At 69.9% G+C, this 19872-nt stretch carries 11 protein-coding genes; 5 read left to right on the top strand and 6 right to left on the bottom strand.

What is annotated here, in order from left to right; all coding sequences use genetic code 11:
• Positions 1 to 49: 49 nt before the first annotated feature.
• Positions 50 to 304 carry a glutaredoxin family protein gene (locus RJQ01_RS04725; RefSeq protein WP_350475576.1) on the top strand — a complete coding sequence of 85 codons (255 nt, stop codon included), beginning with the start codon at positions 50 to 52 and terminating at the stop codon, positions 302 to 304.
• Positions 304 to 1032 carry an SOS response-associated peptidase gene (locus RJQ01_RS04720; RefSeq protein WP_350475575.1) on the top strand — a complete coding sequence of 243 codons (729 nt, stop codon included), beginning with the start codon at positions 304 to 306 and terminating at the stop codon, positions 1030 to 1032. Before RJQ01_RS04725 ends, RJQ01_RS04720 begins: the two co-directional genes overlap by 1 nt.
• Before the next feature lie 18 nt (positions 1033 to 1050).
• Here the strand turns inward: RJQ01_RS04720 and RJQ01_RS04715 are convergent, their stop codons facing one another.
• The 3 genes from RJQ01_RS04715 to RJQ01_RS04705 are packed head-to-tail and all read right to left on the bottom strand — an operon-like array spanning position 1051 to position 2623.
• Positions 1051 to 1419 carry a DUF1801 domain-containing protein gene (locus RJQ01_RS04715; protein ID WP_350475574.1) on the bottom strand — a complete coding sequence of 123 codons (369 nt, stop codon included), beginning with the start codon at positions 1417 to 1419 and terminating at the stop codon, positions 1051 to 1053.
• Positions 1416 to 2126: a hypothetical protein gene (locus RJQ01_RS04710; protein WP_350475573.1), complete on the bottom strand. Its 711-nt coding sequence runs from the start codon at positions 2124 to 2126 to the stop codon at positions 1416 to 1418. The genes RJQ01_RS04715 and RJQ01_RS04710 overlap by 4 nt, the downstream gene beginning before the upstream one ends.
• Positions 2120 to 2623: a thermonuclease family protein gene (locus RJQ01_RS04705; protein ID WP_350475572.1), complete on the bottom strand. Its 504-nt coding sequence runs from the start codon at positions 2621 to 2623 to the stop codon at positions 2120 to 2122. The genes RJQ01_RS04710 and RJQ01_RS04705 overlap by 7 nt, the downstream gene beginning before the upstream one ends.
• Before the next feature lie 86 nt (positions 2624 to 2709).
• On the opposite strand from RJQ01_RS04705, the gene RJQ01_RS04700 reads away from it, so the two are divergent.
• Positions 2710 to 3204, top strand: coding sequence for a hypothetical protein (locus RJQ01_RS04700; protein WP_350475571.1), 495 nt, complete (start codon positions 2710 to 2712; stop codon positions 3202 to 3204).
• A gap of 5 nt (positions 3205 to 3209) precedes the next feature.
• Here RJQ01_RS04700 and RJQ01_RS04695 read toward each other — a convergent pair whose 3' ends face one another.
• The 3 genes from RJQ01_RS04695 to RJQ01_RS04685 are packed head-to-tail and all read right to left on the bottom strand — an operon-like array spanning position 3210 to position 9346.
• Positions 3210 to 4007, bottom strand: coding sequence for an Fpg/Nei family DNA glycosylase (locus RJQ01_RS04695; RefSeq protein ID WP_350475570.1), 798 nt, complete (start codon positions 4005 to 4007; stop codon positions 3210 to 3212).
• A 10-nt stretch (positions 4008 to 4017) separates the two neighbouring features.
• Positions 4018 to 8652, bottom strand: a complete 4635-nt coding sequence (locus RJQ01_RS04690; protein ID WP_350475569.1) for an ATP-dependent helicase — start codon at positions 8650 to 8652, stop codon at positions 4018 to 4020.
• A gap of 58 nt (positions 8653 to 8710) precedes the next feature.
• Positions 8711 to 9346: an alpha/beta hydrolase gene (locus RJQ01_RS04685; protein ID WP_350475568.1), complete on the bottom strand. Its 636-nt coding sequence runs from the start codon at positions 9344 to 9346 to the stop codon at positions 8711 to 8713.
• A gap of 68 nt (positions 9347 to 9414) precedes the next feature.
• On the opposite strand from RJQ01_RS04685, the gene RJQ01_RS04680 reads away from it, so the two are divergent.
• The gene (locus tag RJQ01_RS04680) at positions 9415 to 9957 is read left to right on the top strand and encodes an NUDIX hydrolase family protein (protein ID WP_350475567.1); all 543 of its coding nucleotides are present in this window, start codon (positions 9415 to 9417) and stop codon (positions 9955 to 9957) included.
• A gap of 133 nt (positions 9958 to 10090) precedes the next feature.
• Entirely contained in the window at positions 10091 to 19810 is a 9720-nt protein-coding gene (locus tag RJQ01_RS04675; protein WP_350475566.1) for a DUF5979 domain-containing protein, read from the top strand.
• Positions 19811 to 19872 lie beyond the last annotated feature (62 nt).

Below are 19872 nucleotides of genomic sequence, written 5' to 3'. Positions count from 1 at the left end.
ACCAGCATAGGCACGGCGGTCGCCGCAGGCTCGCGCGTACACTGAGCGCGTGCCCGCGACGACTGTGACCCTTCTCGCTAAGCCCGGCTGTCACCTGTGCGATGTGGCCCGCGACATCATCGAGGATGCCCTGCTCGACTTTCCGCAGATCGAGCTCGTCGAGCACTCGATCCTGGATGATCCGGCGCTGTTCGAGCAGCACCGCGATGACATTCCCGTCGTCCTGATCGACGACCTCGTGCACACGATCCACCGGGTGGATTCCGCGCGGTTGCGCGCGGCTCTCGCGGCGGAGACGCACTGATGTGCGGGCGCTATGCGAACACGAAGAGCGGTGAGGAGCTCGGCGCCTACTTCGAGGCCGACGAGGTGGACGCGGTAGCGATGCCCGCCAGCTGGAACATCGCGCCCACCCAGCAGGTGCCCGTCGTCGTCGACCGGGTGCCGAAAGACGACCCCGAGGGGATGCCCTCGCGCCTCGTGACCGTGGCGCGCTGGTCGCTCGTCCCCCGGTGGGCGACCGAGCTCGCCTCGAAGTATCCGACGTTCAACGCGCGCAGCGAGACCGTCACGGAGAAGGCCACCTTCAAGAATGCCGTCGTGCGTTCGCGCGCCATCCTGCCCGCCGACGGCTACTACGAGTGGCACACGGTCGAGGGCCCGAGCGGCAAGCCGGTCAAGACGCCGCACTGGATCACCGACCCTGCGGAGGGCGAGCTGGCCTTCGCCGGGCTGTACTCGTGGTGGCGGCCCCCCGTCGCCGAAGGCGCGGAACCCGAGCCGTGGGTGCTGACCGCGTCGATGCTCACGCGCGCTGCCCTCGGGCCGGCGGCGAGCATCCACGATCGGGCTCCCGTCATGCTGCCCAGGGAGACGTGGGACACCTGGCTCGACCCGACCGTGGAGGGTGATGCCGCCCTCGTCGGGATGGTCGTCGCCGAAAGCGAGACCGTTCTCGACCGTCTCGAGCTGCACCCCGTTGCGCCACTGCGCGGCGACGGGCCGCACCTCATCGAACCGGTGAGCCGGTAGCGCCTGTCGAGGATCGCGTCAGCCGCGCATGCCGCGAGCGACCTCGTCGGCAGCGCGCACGTAGCTCTGCAGCGCGGCCGTGTCGTAGTCGCTGTTCGTGATGCGGAAGGTGCGGGCCTTCTTCCCATCGCCCTCGAGCAGCCCACGACCGTCGTCGATCGCGACGCCCTCGTAGAAGATGAGCGAGATTTTGCCCTTGCCGAGAACAGTCTGGATGAGATTCTTCGAGCTCGAGTAGACCAGGCAGTCTTTCCACTTGATCGCCTCGTCGAGCTCGACACCCGCGTGGAGGATGTCGTCGCGAACGGCCAGGAAGAGCGGGGCGATGGACGCGTCGAGCGCGTCCAGGTACTCCGTCACGAGCTGATTGCGCGATGGTGTTGTCATGGTGTCTCCCTTCCTCCGTCACCGTATCCCCGGGAGAGGGTCGACAGCTTGGACGATATGGCCATGAGTGCCTCGACCCATGCCGAGTCCCGATCGACGTAGGCGGAGGGTGGCACGCCGACGATCGCGCGGAAGGTGCGCGAGAAATGGGACTGGTCGTAGAAGCGAGCGAAGTTGACGCTCTCGACGAGCACGCTGTCGCGGGGGGAGCCAGGGCAGCCAGCGTCGATGAACTCCTGCACCGCGATGATCGCCGAGAGTTTCTCGGCGGAGACGCCGAACCGGTTGCGATGGAGTCGCCTCCGGTGGCGCGCCGACACGTCGCTGGATGCCGCGCGCGAACCCGTGGTGGGGACGAGCTGCCCGTGGCGTGAGATCGCCTCGAACGAGAGAGGCGCCGGCGCCGGTGAGGAACGCTCCGGCAGGTCGCCCTGCCACGCCAGAGGACGGCGGGTGCCGACGAGCACGACCGGCTCGGTCGCGCGAAACCTGCCGAGGCGGGCGCCGGGGCCGACCAGAAAGGCCGTGTCGAGGATGACCGACGTGCCCTCCTCCGCCGTCCAGTGCACTCGGCCCGACTCGACGCGCACCAGATCGAAGAAGGGTTGCGGGTGCCAGTGCTCGTTGAGGCTGCGCGCCGACAGTTCCCAGTGCGCGCGGGCCTCAGCGCCCTCGCCCTCGGCGCGGTAGCCGAACGAGGTCAGCACTGCGCCCAGAGCCCGAGCCGGGCATCCTGAGCCGCACGCTCGGCGGCGCGCAGCTCGTCCCAGTAGCGATCGTTGGGCTCGAAGAGCACCGCCTCGGCGGCGCCGCGCGCGACGAGCTCGAGATTCACGAAAGTGCCGTCCTGCGTGTACAGGTACAGCAGCTCGCGACCAAAGGGGTCGCGCGGGTCGCGGTCGTATTCCACGCGCAGTCTCGCACCGACCGGGGCGAGCTCGGCGAGCAGCGCCTCGGCCTCCGGACCGAAGCACTCGACCTCGGGGTAGACCTCGGGAGTGTCGATGCCGGTGAGGCGCACGGCGAGCTCCTCGCCGTTCAGGTCGAGGCGCAGCGTGTCGCCGTCGGTGATCGACACGACGGTGCCCGTCGACGACGCGGATGCACCACCTACGCCACTCGGGGCATCAGTGCCGCACGAGGTGAGGCTCAATACCAGCCCGGCGATCGCGAGGGCCGAGCCGAAGAGGACGGGCGTGAGCATGCTGTGAGGCTACCGGGCACCTCCGGCCCTGCGAGCGCCGCGAGCTAGGCTGACCGCACTGCACGCACCGAAGGAGGTGGGTCGACGTGAGCCCTCGCGAGACTGACCTGGATCCGCGCTACCCGACCGCCTTTCAGCGTGGTGGGGCGCAGGAGACGCCACCGTCCCCGACGCCCGCACCGGAGACCCGCGCATCCCGACCGGGCACGCCGACGGCGCCGATACTCGACGAGGGGATCGCCGCACCGGCATCGCCGCAGCGGAACCGCGCGACGGCGCGCGCCGTGGCCGACCACGCGCACTTCGAGATCGTCGTGGCCGGCAACCCGTGGTTGCGCGCCCTGTGGGCGGTGGGCGGGCTCGCCCTCGCCCTCGCCATCGCGCTGACCGTGTACGGCGAGTTCGCCTTCAGCGTCGCACCGGCGGGAGGCATCTACGACCCGAGCGCCTACGTCGTGCCGCGGATCGCGCAAGTGCTCGCCCTGCCGCTCAGCATCGCCGGAGTCGTCGCTCTCACCGCCGCGGCGAGCCTGCGCATCGTGGCCTGGCGGCCGAGCGGCGCGCGTCAGGCGGAGGAGTAGCGCGCTCAACTCTGGCACTGCGGGCAGAACCAGGTGATGCGCTCGGTGAGAGCATCCTCGCCGAGCGTGCCCCGCCGCACCGGAGTGCCGCATCGTCGGCAGGGCTCCCGGTCTCGGTGCGCGACCCACAGGCGACGGCCCCGACGCGTATCGCCCGTCGTCGTGCGCTCGCCCCGATCGCGGTTGGCGCGGATGAGCCGCACCGCCAGATCGAGCACGGCAGCAGCATCCACGTCGCCCACAGCGCGCTCGGGCAGTATCCCGCGCAGGAAGAGCGTCTCGTTGCGGTAGTCGTTGCCGAGGCCGGCGACGACGCGCTGGTCGAGCAGCGCGAGCCCGATGGGTCGAGTCGGGTCAGCAGTGAGGCGCCGCAGCGCCTCCGCGCGACTCCACCCCTCGTCGAGAGGGTCGGGCCCGAGATGACCGACAAGCTCCTCTTCCCGCTCGCGCGGCACGACGTCGAGCTCACCGAGCGCGAAGCCCACCGCCTGCCAGCCGTGAGCATCCCCGCCGCCCGGGCCGACCTCGAGCACGATGCGCGCCTCGAACGCCGGTCGGCGCCATCGCGTCCCCGGGCGGTAGACGTGCCACGAGCCCTCCATCTTGAGGTGCGAGTGCACCACGAGCGGGCCGATGCGCATGAGAAGGTGCTTGCCCCGCGCCGCCACGGACTCCACGATCTCGCCGCTCAGGTCAACGGTCGCGTGCTGGGGAACGCGGACATCGCAGACGAGCACGGTGCGGCCCTCGAGCGCCTCGGCGAGCCGGCGCGCGGCACGGTGGACGGTGTCTCCCTCGGGCATGCTCGACGCCTCACACCCTCAGCCGCAGGCCCTGAGGCGTGGCGACGAAGCCGGAGGCCGTCAGCGCCTCGGCGAGCGGCGTGCCGAACACGCTCTGCGAGTTCGCACGCTCCACCCGCAGGCTGCGCAGCCGGGCGCGCACGACGGTGGCGAGCTCGACCGCGGCGCATTCCAGCACGGCGGGGTCGTCGGTGAAGGTGAGGGCGCTCTTGCCGCCGCGCTCCAGGTAGACGGCGAGGTGGCCGTCGACGAGCACGACGACCGCCCCGGCCTTGCGTCCGGCACGGTGACCAGGCGAGGCTCCTCGGGCGGCGTCGGCCGGATCGATCCGGGGTGCGGGCCACGGCAGCGCCGCGCCGTAGGGGTTGGCGGGGTCGCTCGCGGCGAGCACCGTCGCGCGCAGTGCAGGGGCGGCGTCGGAATCGCGCGTGTGGGCGCGCACCCGATCGACGGTCGCCGGAGTCGCGAACTGCGCCGCCCCCAGGTGCTCCACGAAGTATCCGCGGCGCACGCGGCCGGCCTCCTCCATCCGGCTCAGCACGCGGTACAGCAGCGCGAAGCCGCCGACCACATCCTCGGCCTGCGCCGCGCCTCGCGTGATGACGCCGTGCCGCTCGAGGAGCGTGTCGGCCAGGTGCGCGGCCCGTCGCGTCGCGTCCGCATCGCGCACCGGCAGGAGCGACCATCGCCCCGCCGCGATCGGCGGCCCCGTTCGAGAAACCGAGGCGGGTCTCGCGTAGCCGCGGTAGCTCCGCGAGCGCGGGGCGCGCCGAGGAGCGCTCGCCCTCTGGCGCGTGGCACCGAGCATCGCCCGCACGGGCGCGAGCGTGTCGTTGGTGAGGAGCCCGGCCCACACGAGCTGCCAGAGATCGTCAGCCAGGGCGGCGTCGTCGAGGCGCTCGAGGCCGTCCTGACTGTTGACGACATCGGAGAGCTGGCGGAAGAAGTAGGCGCCGCCGCCGGAGAGCGCCGTGAGGATCGCCTGCTGAGACGCGGTGGGCTCGCTCGGTGCGGGGTCGCGCAGGCTCAGCGGCGCCGACTCAGGCAGGTGGAGGCTCAGCCAGCCGTCGTTGCCGGAGAGCGAGCCCTCGCCCGCCCACACGAGCTCGCCTGCCGCGGTGAGCTCGTCGAGCCAGGCGGGAGAGTAGTCGCGCACGCGGCTCGGCAGCACGAGGGTCTCCCACGCGCTCGCGGGCAGGGAGGCGCCCTGCAGCTGCTCGACCGCCTGCAGCACGCCGTCGAGGCCGCGCAGAGAGCCGCCCACGTTCTGCCAGGAAGGCAGGAAGCGCCCGAGCGTGCCAGCGCTCACGGGCTCGATCTCCGAGCGCAGGGCAGCGAGGCTCCTCGTGCGCAGACGGCGCAGCACCTCGACATCGACCCACTCGGTGCCGCTCGCGCCCGGGCGGAACTCGCCCTCGAGCACACGTCGCTCGCCGGCGAGCCTGCGCAGGGCATCCGTGACGACCGCGATGCCGAGGCCGAAGCGCTGCGCCACGTCCTGCGCGACGAACGGAGCGTGCGTGCGCGCGTGCCGCGCGACCAGGTCGCCGATCGGGTCGGGCACGGCCTCGAGGAACGCCGTCGGTACGCCGATCGGCACCGGTGTGCCGAGGGCGTCGCGCAACCGCGCAGCGTCCTCGACGACGGCGTGGCGGGCCTCACCCGCGATCGACACGGCGAGCACGCGGTTCGCGCGGCCCATCTCCTGCAGCCATGACGCCACGACCTCCTCACGGTCAGCGGGCTGCCCGATCGCCTCGACCTCGGTGCGCTCGACGAGCTCGCCGAGCGAGAGCGGGCCCAGCAGGCGGAGCAGGTCGACCACGCCCTCGGCGTCGCGCGCGCGGCGATCCGGGGCGAGGCGCTGCAGCTCGGCCTCGGTCTGCTCGATCACCGCCGGGTCGAGCACCTCGCGCAGTTCCGCGCGGCCGAGCAGCTCGGCGAGCAGGGTCGAGTCGATGCTGAGGGCGGCCGCGCGCCGCTCGGCGAGCGGACTGTCGCCCTCGTAGAGGAAGGCGGCGACGTAGCCGAACAGCAGTGAGCGGGCGAACGGGGAGGGGGTCGGTGTCTCCACCTCGATCAGGCGCACCGTGCGCTGGCGGATCCGATCGGTGAGCTGTTTCAGGCTCGGCAGATCGTAGACGTCGCCGAGCACCTCGCGCACCGTCTCCAGGATGATCGGGAAGTCGGGGAACTCGCGGGCGACCTCGAGCAGCTGGCTCGCCCGCTGCCGCTGCTGCCACAGTGGGCTGCGCTGGCTCGGGTTGCGTCGCGGCAGCAGCAGGGCCCGTGCGGCGCACTCGCGGAATCGGCTGGCGAACATCGCCGAGCCGCCCACCTCGACCGTCACGAGCTCGTCGAGCTCGTCCTTCTCGAAGAGGAAGAGCTCGGCGCCGGGCGGCTCGCTCTCGGTATCGGGAAGCCGCACGACGATGCCGTCGTCCGCCGCGATGGCCGCGCCGTCGAACCCGTGGCGCTCGCGGATGCGCGCCGACACGGCGAGGGCCCAGGGGGCGTGCACCGCGAGGCCGTACGGCGAGTGCAGCACGAGCCGCCAGTCGCCGAGCTCGTCGCGAAACCGCTCGACGACGAGCGTCTCGTCGGTGGGCAGGTGGCCTGTGGAGGCAGACTGCTCGGCGAGCAGGCCATCCAGATTGAGGATGGCGCGGTCGTCGAGACCGGCCGCGACGAGGCGCTCCCGGCGCCCCTGCGCGGTCACCGCGCCCAGCTCGCGCGTCGCCTCGCCGAGGGCGCGACCGAGCTCCGCGGGGCGACCGAGGCCATCCCCGCGCCAGAACGGCACCTTGCCGGGCTGCCCGAAGGCGGGAGTGACGACAACCCGGTCGTGGGTGATCTCGTCGATGCGCCAACTCGTCGCCCCGAGCGAGATGACGTCGCCGACCCGCGACTCGTAGACCATCTCCTCGTCGAGCTCGCCTACGCGGCGCCCGGCACCCTCGCCGGGTAGGAAGACGCCGTACAGGCCCCGGTCGGGAATGGTGCCGCCGCTCGTGACGGCGAGGCGCTGCGCTCCGGGTCGCCCGTTCAGCTCGCCCCGCACGCGATCCCACACGATGCGCGGGCGCAGCTCGGCGAAGCGGTCGCTCGGGTATCGGCCGCTCAGCAGGTCCAGCACTGCGTCGAAGGCCGACCGCGGCAGGCCGGCGAAGGGCGCGCTGCGCCGCACCGTCTCGAACCACTCCTCGACCTCGCACGGCTCGAGCGCCACGTGGGCCACCGTCTGCTGCGCGAGCACGTCGAGAGGGTTCTGCGGGATGCGCAGCTCTTCGATCAGGCCGCTCACCATCCTTTCGCTCGTGACGGTCGCGTGCAGCACGTCGAGGCGGTGCTTGGGCATGAGCACGCCCGTGGAGACCTCGCCGACCTGGTGGCCGGCGCGACCGATGCGCTGCAGGCCGCTCGCGACGCTCGGGGGAGCCTCCACCTGGATGACGAGGTCGACGGCGCCCATGTCGATACCCAGCTCGAGGCTGCTCGTCGCGACGACGCAACGCAGGCGGCCGGACTTCAGATCGTCTTCGATCTCGGCACGCTGGTCTTTGCTCACCGAGCCGTGGTGGGCGCGGGCGAGGAGGGGAGGCTGCTCCGAGCCGACCCGACGAATCGCAGATTCGTCGGCGCTGGCGTCGCGCGAACGCGATGCGTTCGCCTCATGCTCCAGCGCGCGCTCCGCCTGGATCTCGTTGAGTCGCGCGGTCAGCCGCTCGGCCAGGCGGCGAGAGTTCACGAAGACGATTGTCGACCGCCTCGCGAGCACGCGATCGACGATGTCCTCCTCCACGTGCGGCCAGATCGACGGGGGCGGCGCGACCCCCGAGGTCGAGCCCTCCTCCTCGACCGGCACGAGCGAGCCGGGCGACGTCATGTCGTCGACGGGAACCGAGATCGTCAGGTCGAACGTCTTGGCGGCAGGCGGCTTCACGATCGTGACGGGAGCCGAGCCGCCCAGGAAGCGTGCGACCTCCTCGACCGGCCGCACGGTCGCCGACAGCCCAATGCGCTGGGCAGGGCGCGCCAGGCGCGCGTCCAACCGCTCGAGGCTGAGCGCGAGGTGCGCTCCTCGCTTGGTGCCCGCGACGGCGTGCACCTCGTCGACGATGACGGTGGTGACGCCGTCGAGCGTCTCCCGGGCGCTCGAGGTGAGCATGAGGTACAGGCTCTCGGGCGTCGTGATGAGGATGTCGGGAGGGTTCTTCTGCAGCGCGCGACGCTCCTGCGTGGAGGTGTCGCCCGACCGCACGCCGACCGTGATGGGCGGCACCTCGGCTCCGAGGCGCGCCGCGGTGCGCTCGACGCCGATGAGCGGGGCGCGCAGATTGCGCTCGACGTCGACGGCGAGGGCCTTGAGGGGGCTCACGTACAGCACAGTTGTGCGTGCGCCGTCGCCCGTGGCGCTCGCCGAGCGCTGCGCGGGGCTCGCCACGAGACGGTCGATCGAGGAGAGGAAGGCCGCGAGCGTCTTGCCGGATCCCGTGGGTGCGACCACGAGCGCGTGGCGGCCGGTCGCGATCGCCTCCCACGCCCCCAGCTGCGCCGGCGTCGCCGCGGGGAACGCCCCGCTGAACCACTCCCGCGTCGCGGGCGCGAAGCGACCGAGCACGTGGTCGGGCGCGGGGTCGGTCATCCCGCCATTCTGCCCCGCCGCACCGACCGCGAGTCTGGCAGAGGGGCGTGCGATTCTCTCAGGCGTAGCGCGCGCGCAGGAAGGCGAGCACGTCGGCGAGCTCGGGCTCGCTCACGCTGTGGCCGAGTCCTTCGTAGATGCGGGTGGTGAGGGTGGCGTGATGCGGCAGCCAGCGCTGCGTCGCCTCGACGAACGACGCCGGGATGACCTCGTCGAGCGTCCCGCGCCCCCAGAACACCGGGGGAGCCAGCTGCGCGAGTCGATCATCGGCGGGCCCGAGGCCGGGCACGACGAAGCCGGCGAGGGAGACCGCGAAGGCGAAGCGTTCCGGTGCGTGGCGCAGCAGCTGGATGCTCATCGCACCGCCCTGGCTGAATCCGAGCAGCCCGACCGAGGTCGCCGGCGTGGAGTCGAGCCACTGCAGCAGTCCTCGGGCGGCGGCGTCGGCGCCAGCGGCGCGCTCCTCGTGCGTGACGTTCTCGAGGGGGTACCAGGAGTAGCCGGGGCCAGCGCGCAGAGGAGCCCGCACCGCGGCGATCACCGGATCGAGGGGGAGGTGCGGCGCGAGGCCGAAGAGGTCGCCCTCGTGCGAGCCGTAGCCGTGCAGCAGCACGAGCAGAGGGCGCTCCGCCCGCTCGCTCTCCGGTGCCGACCACAGAACGGCGCTCTCGTCGATCAGCTGCACGGCGCTCATGCGTCCATCGTGCCAGGTGAGCCGTGTCCGATGCGCGCAGGGGGCCGCTGCGCGGGTGACAATGGAGCATGGCTACCGTGCGCACCCCTGACCCCAATCCGGGCTGGCTCTCGGATGAGGAGCTCGAGCAGATCCGCCAGCGCTTGCCGCTCGTGTACATCGAGGCGGTGCCGGTGCGCGTCGACGGCATGGGAACGGTGACCGATGTCGGCGTGCTGCTGCGCGCGACCGACTCAGGCAGCATCACGCGCACCCTCGTGAGCGGCCGGGTGATGTACGGCGAGACGTTGCGCGACGCGCTCTTCCGCCACCTCGAGAAAGACCTGGGGCCGATGGCGTTCCCGCAGCTTCCGGCCTCGCCGGTGCCGTTCTCCGTAGCCGAGTACTTCCCCTTCCCGAGCCCGACACGCTTCTCCGACGATCGGCAGCACGCCGTCTCGCTCGCGTACGTCGTGCCGGTCACGGGCACGTGCGATCCTCGGCAGGATGCGCTCGAGCTCACCTGGTTGAGCCCGGCCGAGGCGGCGACCGACCGGGTCTCCGACGAGATGGAGGGCGGTCGCGGGGCTCTTCTGCGCTCCGCCTTGGCCTCCGTCGGCGTCCTGCCCTAGCAGTTCCGCACCCCCGCACTGGGGTCAGAAACACCCCCGTTCTAGGGACATGAACGAGGTTCAGAGACCCGTAGGGTGATGAGCGGGGGCGGCACTCGGTCGTCGCGCCGGCAGGTCAACCCGGGGGCAGCTCATGTTTCGTCGACTATCCACGCGTGTTCTCGCGTCTCTCGCGGCCGTGGGGCTCATCGGCCTCCTCTCTCCCTTCGCCACGTTGCCCTCCGCCGTCGCCGCCGAAGGCGACCCCGACGAGCCGGTCCTCATCCAGTTCGAGAAGGATGCGATCCCCGCAGCGCCCACCACCGTCGGCCCAGGCCAGACAGTCACGTACCAGTTCACGATCAACTGCTCCTCCCTCGAGACCGACTGCCTCGACCTCACCCTCGCCGACTCTGTGCCATCACCGCTCGTGCTGCAGTCCGTGACGATGGCCACGCAGAATCCGCCGATCGACGTTCAGATCACCGGCAACGACTTCACGGTCGAGGTCATCGACGATCTCGGCGGCGGCTTCACGGGAATGCAGGCCGGCACGGGAGTGCAGCTCAACGCGACCGCTACCGTGCCCTCCGACATCTCCTCAGACCTCGATGGCGTCGCACTGACCAACACCGCGACGGTGACTGTCAGCAACCGTGCGGATCTGGCGCTCGATCCTCCTCGTCCGAATCTCGTCGAGTCGAGCGCCGAGGTTCTCCTCGCGGTGCCGCGTCTGCTGGGCTCCGACACCACGAAGACGGTGACCCCCGAATCGACCCCCGCCGTACTGGGCCGCACCGTCGCCTTCGAGCTCGGCGCAACCAATACGAGCAACGGCTCCGTCGACGAGCTCGTCATCCAGGAGCCGGCCGACACCTCCTCGACGATCCTCGACTACGTCACGATCACGGGACTGAGCGCCCTCGAACTGCCGGAGGGCGCCGATCGCGTGCGCGTCGACTGGTTCGACGGCACAGTCTGGGCGACGGGCAGCGCGGCCGCGACGGCGACCCTGCCGGATGGAGTCGACACGGCGCAGATTCGCGGGCTCCGATTCGTCTTCACCTCCAGCACGGGGCGTGTCGACCGCGGGGCCGCCGGCGGCATCACGATCGAGGGCGAGCTCACGGCCACGGCCGCGGCGCTCGACTCGACCACGACGCTGACGAACACCGCGAGCTCGTGGGTACGGTTCGGGGGCACGACCACGACCGCTGAGCCGGCGGCCGACACGATTCGCCTCGACCCATCCAGCATCTCCCCGATCGCCACGAAGCAGTTCGACAGCTCGTACGTGATCGGCGGTGCGCTCGAGCGCGTGACGATCGGCGGCCAGAACGGCGGCGACTTTCCCCTCAAGGAGCTCACGCTCACGGAGCCCGCCCCCGGCTCCTCCTCGCTCGCGGATCAGGGTCTCAGCTTCGACAGCTGGATCGACGCGGAGATCGAGTGGCCGGTGAGTGCGACGAGCGCGGAGGTCAGCTACTGGCACGCAGGCGACGCCGACTTCAGCGCGCCCCTGACGACCACCGCTGTCGACACGCTGCCGGCACCCGTGGATGCTGCGCTCGTGCAGACCGTGAGCGTGCGGTTCCTCAGCACGCTGCCGGGAGGTATGGCCCCCGGTCAGTACGCCTCATTGCCGTTCCGGGTGCTCACCGAGGCGGTGGTGAGCGACGTGACGACGACCAACCAGGTGCGGGTCGATGTCGTCGCCCTCGATGACGAGACGGCATCGGCGGTCGCGTCGGACGAGCTGACGCGGCGCACCTCGCGCGTCAACACCGAGATCGAGAAGATCATCAGCCCGGACGAGCTCTACAGCCTCCCGGGGGCGACGACGCTCGTCTCCCTGCCCGGCCGCATCACACCGCTGCCCGTCGCCGCGGTCGATCCGACCGCATCGACGGTGGGATCGGTGTCTTTCGTGATCACCGATCCGCTCGACGCGGGCGTCGACGAGTTCTACAACTACTTCATGCTCACCAACATCGTGGCGACGGCCGTTCCTGCCAACACGACGCTGACGGTCGAGTACTTCGACGGAGCGACCTGGGCCGTGCTGCCCGGTGCCAACGGGCTCCTCGGTCCTTCGTTCCTCACCACGAGCATCGACGCGGGTGTGCGCGAGGTGCTCCAGGGTGTCCGGTTCACCTATCAGCACGTGAACTACGAGACGACGGGAACGTTGCTGAACCCCGGGTTCAGCGCTCAGCCGAACCTTCGTTTCGCCCTGCGTGACGAGCTGCGAGACGGCACCGGCGAAGCAGCGTCTGCGACGCGCACCGAGTCGATCAGCGTCGACAACGCTGTGCAGTCTCGGGTCGCCAACCCGGTGGCGACACCTTCGGAGGCCACGAGCGACGCGATCGCCCCGATTGTGCTGCTGTCGACCGCGGACGGGAGCGGTGGCTCGGGAGGCTCGGGCGGCATCACCGCCATCGCGAAGGAGTGGCAGAACGTCGCCAGCACGGGCTTCGAGGCCGTGAACGCCCGTAGCGCCGACCTCGCGACCGCACGGCTCACCTGGGGAACTGCGGGAACCTTCTTCGATTCCGTGGTTCTCAGTGACAGCGCGACGGACCCTGCGACGACACCGGTCGCCGACACGGTGTTCGAGGCGTTCGATCTCGCACGCATCCCCGCGATCACGCCCGGCATGGATCCGCTCCTGACGTTCGACAGGGTCACCGCGGTGGAGCTCTATGTGCCGGGCTCGGGCTGGGTCGGCGCTGCCGGAGATCCTTGCCCGACGAGTTGCGACGGAACGTTCCCCGGCTACACCCTGACCGACGCCGAAAGCGCTGCGGCGACCGGTGTGCGACTCATCTTCGAGGAGAGCCCGACCCGAGGCGCGCGCATCGGCACGAACCCCGCGGCCCCCCCGGTGGGCGCAGGGGTGGCGCCGTCGATGGATCTCGATCGACGCCTGGACCTCATCTTCGAGGTGCGGGACGTGCGACGGTCCGACAGCGACGTCGCGGTGCTCGGAGCCACGCGAGGGGCGATGTACAACACCGCGGACGTCGGTGTCGTCAACAACACCGCTCGTATCGAAGGCCGCGATGCATCCCAGTCCGTGGTGCTCACCCGTACGGCAGCGGATTCGATCCTGATCCTTGATCAACCGCTCACGGTCGAGATCACGAAGAGCTGGGTCGACGGCCCACTGGGCACCCCCCCTGAAGGCACGCCGCAAGCGCTTTACCCGCGCGCGCGCATGACGATCGACGCGCAGAACACCTCGGTCTCGAGGGTCGACGAATTGTCGATCCTCGACCCCGTGGCTGGCACCGATCCCTTCGAGTCGGTCAACCTGTACGACATCGTCACACTCACGGTGCCAGCGGGTGCGACGACCACCGAGGTTCTTCTCACGCGCGAGGGCGGCGCCGTCGACTCCTACACGCGGTCGGCCGCTCTCGCGCTCACACCTGCCGGACTCGCCGACGTTGTGGGAATCGAGGTTGTCCACACGGGCCGCATCGATGTGGAAGCCTCGACACGACTCGTCGTGGACACCCAATTGCGACAGGACCTGCGCAGCGCTCCCGGAACCAGGGTCGACCGCACGACGAGCGCCTTCGTCGACAACACGGCGCAGGCGACGATCACTGACCCCGGCGGCCTCACCGACCCGCCGTCAGGTCAGACCGACAACGTCCTGACCGCTCAAGCGAGCGCGCAGGTCGCTGTCGAGGATCTTGTGTACGGAGTGACCGCGACCAAGGGCATTCAGGCCGACACGACGGCGACGGCCAGCACTCCCGCGACGCAGTTCGACGGCAATGCGCGCACGGCGGTCGTCACGCTGACGGGTCAGCCGTCCGGCAACGTGCGATCGACCGACATGGTGTTCGACGACGTGACGCCCTCCTTCTGGAACGCCTACAACTTCGCCGGCTTCTCGTCGCACTCGTTCGCGTCGCCTCTCAATCGCGTCAAGGTCGATGTGCTGGTGGGGATCGACTACGTGATCAACGGCTCAGGCGGGCTCAGCGCAGAGTGCGCGGGTTCGGCGACACTCGACGCCTGCTGGGTCGAAGGGTCTTTCGCCTCGACGCTCGCTCTTCCGACTCTGCCGCCGACGACCACCACCTCCGACATCCGAGGCGTGCGTTTTCACTACACCCGCGCCGACGGAGCCGCGTGGGAACGACCGTTCAACCCTCTTCAGACGGTGCGCTTCACCGTCACGCGCCGCGATCTTCTGGTCGCTCCCAGCACTGAACCGGTGCCGTCGACGCTGTACATCTACGCACAGCCAGCACCGGGCGAGTCGCAGATCGGTGTATTCACCAATGATGTCGAGGTGCTCTCCTGGGCCGACAACGGTACGGATGCTCCGCTGTGGGACGCGCGGGACGACGACACCCGGCAGATCCTGTTCCAGCACCGACCTGCCGAGGTGCGCGTGATCAAGACGCCGTTCGGCCCGCTCACCCTGGGCGCACCGATCCCGTACGAGATCACCGTGCAGAACCTGGGAACGGGTCAGGACAAAGACCTTGCCGAGTTGCAGATCGTTGACCTCATCCCGGTCGACACGACCGGTCCGATGCTGCAGCTCGGCACGGATCCCGAGACCAACGCGCCCTACGCGCCCGAGGACGTCATCACCCTGGCCGTCGTCGACGAGGGGGGCCAGACCGTCGCGCCTCCGACCTTCACGGCCGAGCTCGGCGCGAGTGACACCGGCGGGCAGCCGCTCACGATCGTTCCCGACCCTGCCTTCGTGCTCGAGAAGGGCTGGACGCTCACCATCGAGGCGCCCCTGCTGTTCCGGCAGTTCCTGCAGGCGGGCTCGGAGACGTCCGACTTCGTGGTGAACAGCGCCATCGTGACGAGCGACCAGGAATTCGACCGGTGCGAGTTCTCGACGGACGGCGCCTTGGAGCCTGACCCGCAGCTGCAGGTACCGAGCTGCACCGCGACGACCAAGGTGTGGGCTCTGCCCAGCGCGCCCATGAACATCGTCAAGGGCGTCAAGGGCGTCGCGGCGGGCCCGCTCGATGATGCGGGCGACCCGATCATCGACCCCGTCACGAGCGAGCCCTTTGACGACCTCGGGGTCATCCGCACGGTCAACAACGGTGTCGACTGCAGTGCCCCGACTCTCGCGGTGAACTCGGAGGACTACTACCGCTATCCCTGCGTTCCCATCACGCGCCCCGGGGGAACCGAGGAGTGGGTCGGCAACTTCTTCAATGCCGGAAACGTTCGAGTGTTCGAAGTCGTCGCGATCGACGTGCTTCCGCGTCAGAACGATCGTGGCGTCATCATCAACGACGCGCGCAACTCGCGCTGGGCGCCGACCCTGCTCGAAAGGCCCCGTCTCGTCGGCTGGCCTGACGAGGCGCTGACGATCTACTACACCGATCGACTCGACCTGGCCACCCCTGCCTGCAACGGTGCCGACATCCAGGACGAGCTGGGCATGTCGCCCACCTCGACTCCTCCGATGGTCGAGCAGTACTGGCCCTGCCTGGGCAGTGCGAGCGCCGGCGGAATCCCCGATCGGCAGGACCCGGTCGACGGCTGGCAGGTCATGCCGGCAGCACCGGATGCCTCGCTGCTGGAGAGCGTGATCGCGCTCAAGTTCGTCATCGACCTCACGGCCGGGGTCGACGAGGCGGATCAGGGCCTCCTTCCCGGTGAGGACATCTCGGTGGTGTACCGCTCGGAGACCGCACGAGAGCCGGTCATCCGCGAGACCGATGCGAACCTCGATCGCGACTCGATCGCCTACAACTCGATCGCCGGGGCGGCCCGTGGCCGCGATGGCGACAATGACCTGCCCTACCGCTTCGTCACCGAGCCGCGCAAGGTCGGTGTCGCGCTCGCGACCGGCGCGCTCGACCTCGCGAAGATCGTCGACGGCGGTGCCGCCTCATTCGCACCCGGCTCCGTGCCGCTCGATGTCGCCTGCACGGTCGGGGGTGAGCCGATCTCGCTGCTCGACAGTGCAGGCGACGACCGGTCCCCCTTCACGATCACGAGCAACGGAGCGCCAGCGCGCATCCTGGGCATCCCGCTCTACGCAGACTGCGCCATCAGCGAGTCCGGCACGACGGGGGCGACGACGATCACCACACTTCCCTCCACGGTCACCGTCCGCGCACTGGACTACAGTCCGTCGACGGTGTTCAACCCGCGACCGGCCTTCGTAGAGCGCTCTGAGATCGAGCTCAGCGAGGTCACCAACACCTATGATCTGGCGGGCCTGACGGTCTCCAAGACGGTCGATATGAACGGCGCGGTCAACGCTGCTGGCGACCCCGTCATGCAGACGAGCTTCTCCTTCTCGATCGGGTGCACCTTCGACACGGGCTCAGGAGCCCAGGCGCTCACGGTCTCCCCGAGCACCTTCACGCTCAACAACGGCCAGTCGCGCTCCTTCACGGGGCTTCCGGCCGGCGCCGTGTGCACGGTCACAGAGACTCAGTCGCGAGGCGCGACGGTGTCAAAGGTCATCACGACGGGAGGCGCTGCGGCCGCCCCGAGCTCCGGCACCTCGGCCATCGTCACACTGGCGCCCAACGACGGCTCGGGCGAGGCGACAAACGCGGTCGACCACACCAACAGCATCCCGGTCGGTTCGCTCACCGTGACCAAGGCGATCACGGGAGCCGGCGCCGCCGACCCCTACGACTTCGGTGACGGCACGTTCACCGTGCTGGTCAACTGCACCCGTGCGGCGTCGACGATCGCACCCGCGACGCAGCCCGCGGGCGCGAGCGCCACGGCGGTCTGGTACGGCACTCTCACCTTCAGCGCGGCGACCCAGCTGAGTCAGACCATCGACAACATCCCTGCAGGGTCGACGTGCGCCATCACCGAGCAGCAGAGCGCAGGAGCGACGCAGGTGACGAACCCGAGCAACGTGACGATCTCGGCCACGAGCACGGTGAGCCGCACCGTCACCAACCGCTTCGACCTCGCGTCGATCACGGTGGGCAAGTCGGTTCTCACTGACGCGGTCGACGAGAAAGATGATCCCGTCTACCCCGCCGACCCCTTCGCCTTCGCGGTGACCTGCACGTTCCAAGGCGACCCGGTGCTCGCCGACGGCTTCGCAGCAGAGCCCATGGCGTTCGAGCTGCGCCACGATGAGACGCGAACGCTCACCGGGCTTCCGGCCGGCGCCTCGTGCACGGTGACCGAGACAGAAGATCAGGAGGCCGACTCGACCGCGATCGCCCGCACGGTGGGAGCCTCGTCGACGTCGATCGACGGCACGTCGACGACGATCGCCTCGCTCGCGGCGAACGGCACCGGCGCGGTGACCCGCAACGTGACGCAGTTCACCAACCGCTACGGAGTGACGAGCTTCACGATCTCGAAAGACGTCATCGGTGGTGGGGCGGGTCAGTTCGCGCCGGAGACCGTGACGGCCAACGTGGTCTGCACGACCCCCCTCGTCGGGGAGTCGTTCAACGGTGACGTCACCGTACCCGCCGACGGGTTCGTCACGATCGAGAACCTCGCCGACGGCTCGACGTGCACGGTCTTCGAGCGCGACCCTCTCGGCACCGGCGCCGACGCGCACCGCATCGTCAATGACGACAGCGAGGTCATCGACGGCACTGACATACTCGTGACCGCCGCTGAGCCGGCCTCGGTGACGCTCGAGAACTACTACCTCACGGGTGCTCTCGAGGTCTCGAAGACCGTGCTCGGAGCAGGCTCCGCGTACGGCGACGGTCCCTTCGAGGTGACCCTGCAGTGCGTGCGCGACGGAGTCGATGTCGTCATTGACGGCGGTGCGACTCGATCGATCGAGGCGGGTGGCAGCGCGAGCTACACGCTGCTGCCGTCCGGCGCCGAGTGCACCCTCACCGAGAGCGACCCCGCCGGTGCCACCTCGAGTCGCATCCTCGATGGGAGCGGGGCCGAGCTGACCAGCGATGTGAGCTCGGGGCACACCTTCACGGTCGTCGTCGACGACTCGCAGCTCGTCGACGATCAGGTGCAGCCGAGCCTCGAGGTCGAGAACACCTTCGAGCTCGCGAGCCTGGCCGTCACCAAGACGGTGTTCAGCGCCGCAGTCGACGAGTCGGGTTCGCCAGTCGGCTACGGACCGTTCCCCGTCGCCGTCTCCTGCACCTTCGAAGAGGCCGCCGTCCACGGCACGGGCTTTGGCGAGGAGAACCCGATGGAGCGCCTTCTCGCTGCCGGCGAGACCTGGTCGCTCACCGGCTTGCCCGACGGAGCACGCTGCACCATCACCGAGACTGACACCATGGACGCGGCGCAGACGCGCGTCGTGACCGTCGTCGACGGGGGAGGCTCGTCGACGATCGAGGCTGACGCCGCCGTCGTCACGCTCGGCTCGACCACCACCGCCGAGATCGAGAACGACTACACCGTCGGCTCGATCGAGCTCGCCAAATCGGTCGTGGGCTCTGGAGCCGATGCGTGGGCGGACGCACCCGTCGAGATCGACGTCACGTGCGAGCTCGATGACAGCACAGGTACGCGCACGGTCTATACCGACTCGTTCACCTTCGAACGTGGCGACGAGCCCGTGACCATTGAGAACCTTGCCACAGGCGCCGTGTGCGCGGTGACCGAGACGTCGACCGGAGGGGCGTCCTCGACGACGGTGGCGGTGGCGGGTGCCTCGATCGATGGCACTGTCGTCGACGGCGCGCGGGCCGATGTCACGATCGGGAACGAGCCCATCGACGTCACCGTGACGAACACCTTCGACCTGGGCGAGGTCGAGGTCGAGAAGCTCCGCGCGGGCGACGGCGCCGCCACATGGGGTGCCGGCCCGTTCGAGGTCGAGCTCACCTGCGTGCGCGACGTCAACGGCGTCGAGCAAGCGCTGGACATTCCAGGCGGATCGCTTCGGGAGCTGACCTCCGAGGGCGCCTACCGCGCGACCTTCGCGGGGCTGCCGCTCGATGCGCGCTGCTCGCTCGTGGAGACACGCAGCGCTGGCGCCACGAGCGCGAGCATCGATGTCAGCGAGGTGACGGTCTCTGACGTTCCCGTCGGATTCACCGTCACCAACACCTTCGATGTCGGGGGCGTCGCCGTGGAGAAGACCTTCGCCGGCGACGGCACGGGCATGTTCGTGCGGGGCACGTTCGAGGCGACTCTCGCCTGCACCCTCGCGATCGACGGCGTCGTCACCGAACTGGAGATCCCCGGCGGCTCAGCGCGCGAGCTCACCGAGCTCAACGGCTACCGCAACAGCTGGGAGCAGATCCCGGCGGGGGCCGATTGCGTCGTGACGGAGACGCGAACGGGCGGGGCCACGCGCACCGCCGCGACAGCCAGTGAGTTCGTCGTGGTCGCCGACGAGGTTCACACTGTGGGTCTCGAGAACACCTTCCTGGTGGCGTCGTTCTCGGTCACCAAGGACGTGACAGGCCCCTTCGCGGGCGAGGCGACGGGGGCCACCTTCGTCATCGAGACGTCCTGCCTGTGGGATCGCGACGGTGAGCTCGTGCCCCTTCTTCCAGGAGACTGGATGGACGAGCTCGGGCAGCCCGACGATCACGGGGAGGGAACGACCGGCGCGCCGACCGAGCCTCAGACCGAGCGCCCGGAGAGCATTGTGTCGGAGATCCGTGACGGCACGACAGTGACGTTCGAGAATCTTCCCGCCAGCGCTGTGTGCTCGATCTCCGAGATCGACAGCGGCGGCGCCACCACGCAGGTCGTGTGGCTCGACGGTGCCCTGCAGCTCGGAGACCTGACGCTCGCAGACGGGCTCAACGACTCGACCCTGTCGAACGTGTTCCTGACGACGCTGGCCCTCACGGGAGTCGAGCTTGCGGCCTGGATCGCGCTCGTCATCGCCCTGCTGCTCGCGGGAGTCACCCTCGTCGTCATCGGCCGACGTCGCTCCCACGCCTCCTAGAGGAACGGCGCCGCGCCCCCAGGGGGGGGCCGGGCCCCGGGGGGGTGGGCGACCGGGGCGCG

This window comes from Microcella sp. (assembly GCF_040286215.1).
In the GTDB taxonomy this organism is placed as follows: Bacteria; Actinomycetota; Actinomycetes; order Actinomycetales; family Microbacteriaceae; genus Microcella.
Note: the sequence above shows the minus strand (reverse complement) of the source record. Positions and strands in the feature narration are given on the sequence as shown.

Coding starts and splice junctions, on each gene's coding strand:
- RJQ01_RS04675 (WP_350475566.1), top strand. CDS start 10,091: ATGTTTCGTCGACTATCCACGCGTGTTCTCGCGTCTCTCGCGGCCGTG.
- RJQ01_RS04695 (WP_350475570.1), bottom strand. CDS start 4,007: ATGCCCGAGGGAGACACCGTCCACCGTGCCGCGCGCCGGCTCGCCGAG.
- RJQ01_RS04685 (WP_350475568.1), bottom strand. CDS start 9,346: ATGAGCGCCGTGCAGCTGATCGACGAGAGCGCCGTTCTGTGGTCGGCA.
- RJQ01_RS04705 (WP_350475572.1), bottom strand. CDS start 2,623: ATGCTCACGCCCGTCCTCTTCGGCTCGGCCCTCGCGATCGCCGGGCTG.
- RJQ01_RS04715 (WP_350475574.1), bottom strand. CDS start 1,419: ATGACAACACCATCGCGCAATCAGCTCGTGACGGAGTACCTGGACGCG.
- RJQ01_RS04690 (WP_350475569.1), bottom strand. CDS start 8,652: ATGACCGACCCCGCGCCCGACCACGTGCTCGGTCGCTTCGCGCCCGCG.
- RJQ01_RS04720 (WP_350475575.1), top strand. CDS start 304: ATGTGCGGGCGCTATGCGAACACGAAGAGCGGTGAGGAGCTCGGCGCC.
- RJQ01_RS04680 (WP_350475567.1), top strand. CDS start 9,415: ATGGCTACCGTGCGCACCCCTGACCCCAATCCGGGCTGGCTCTCGGAT.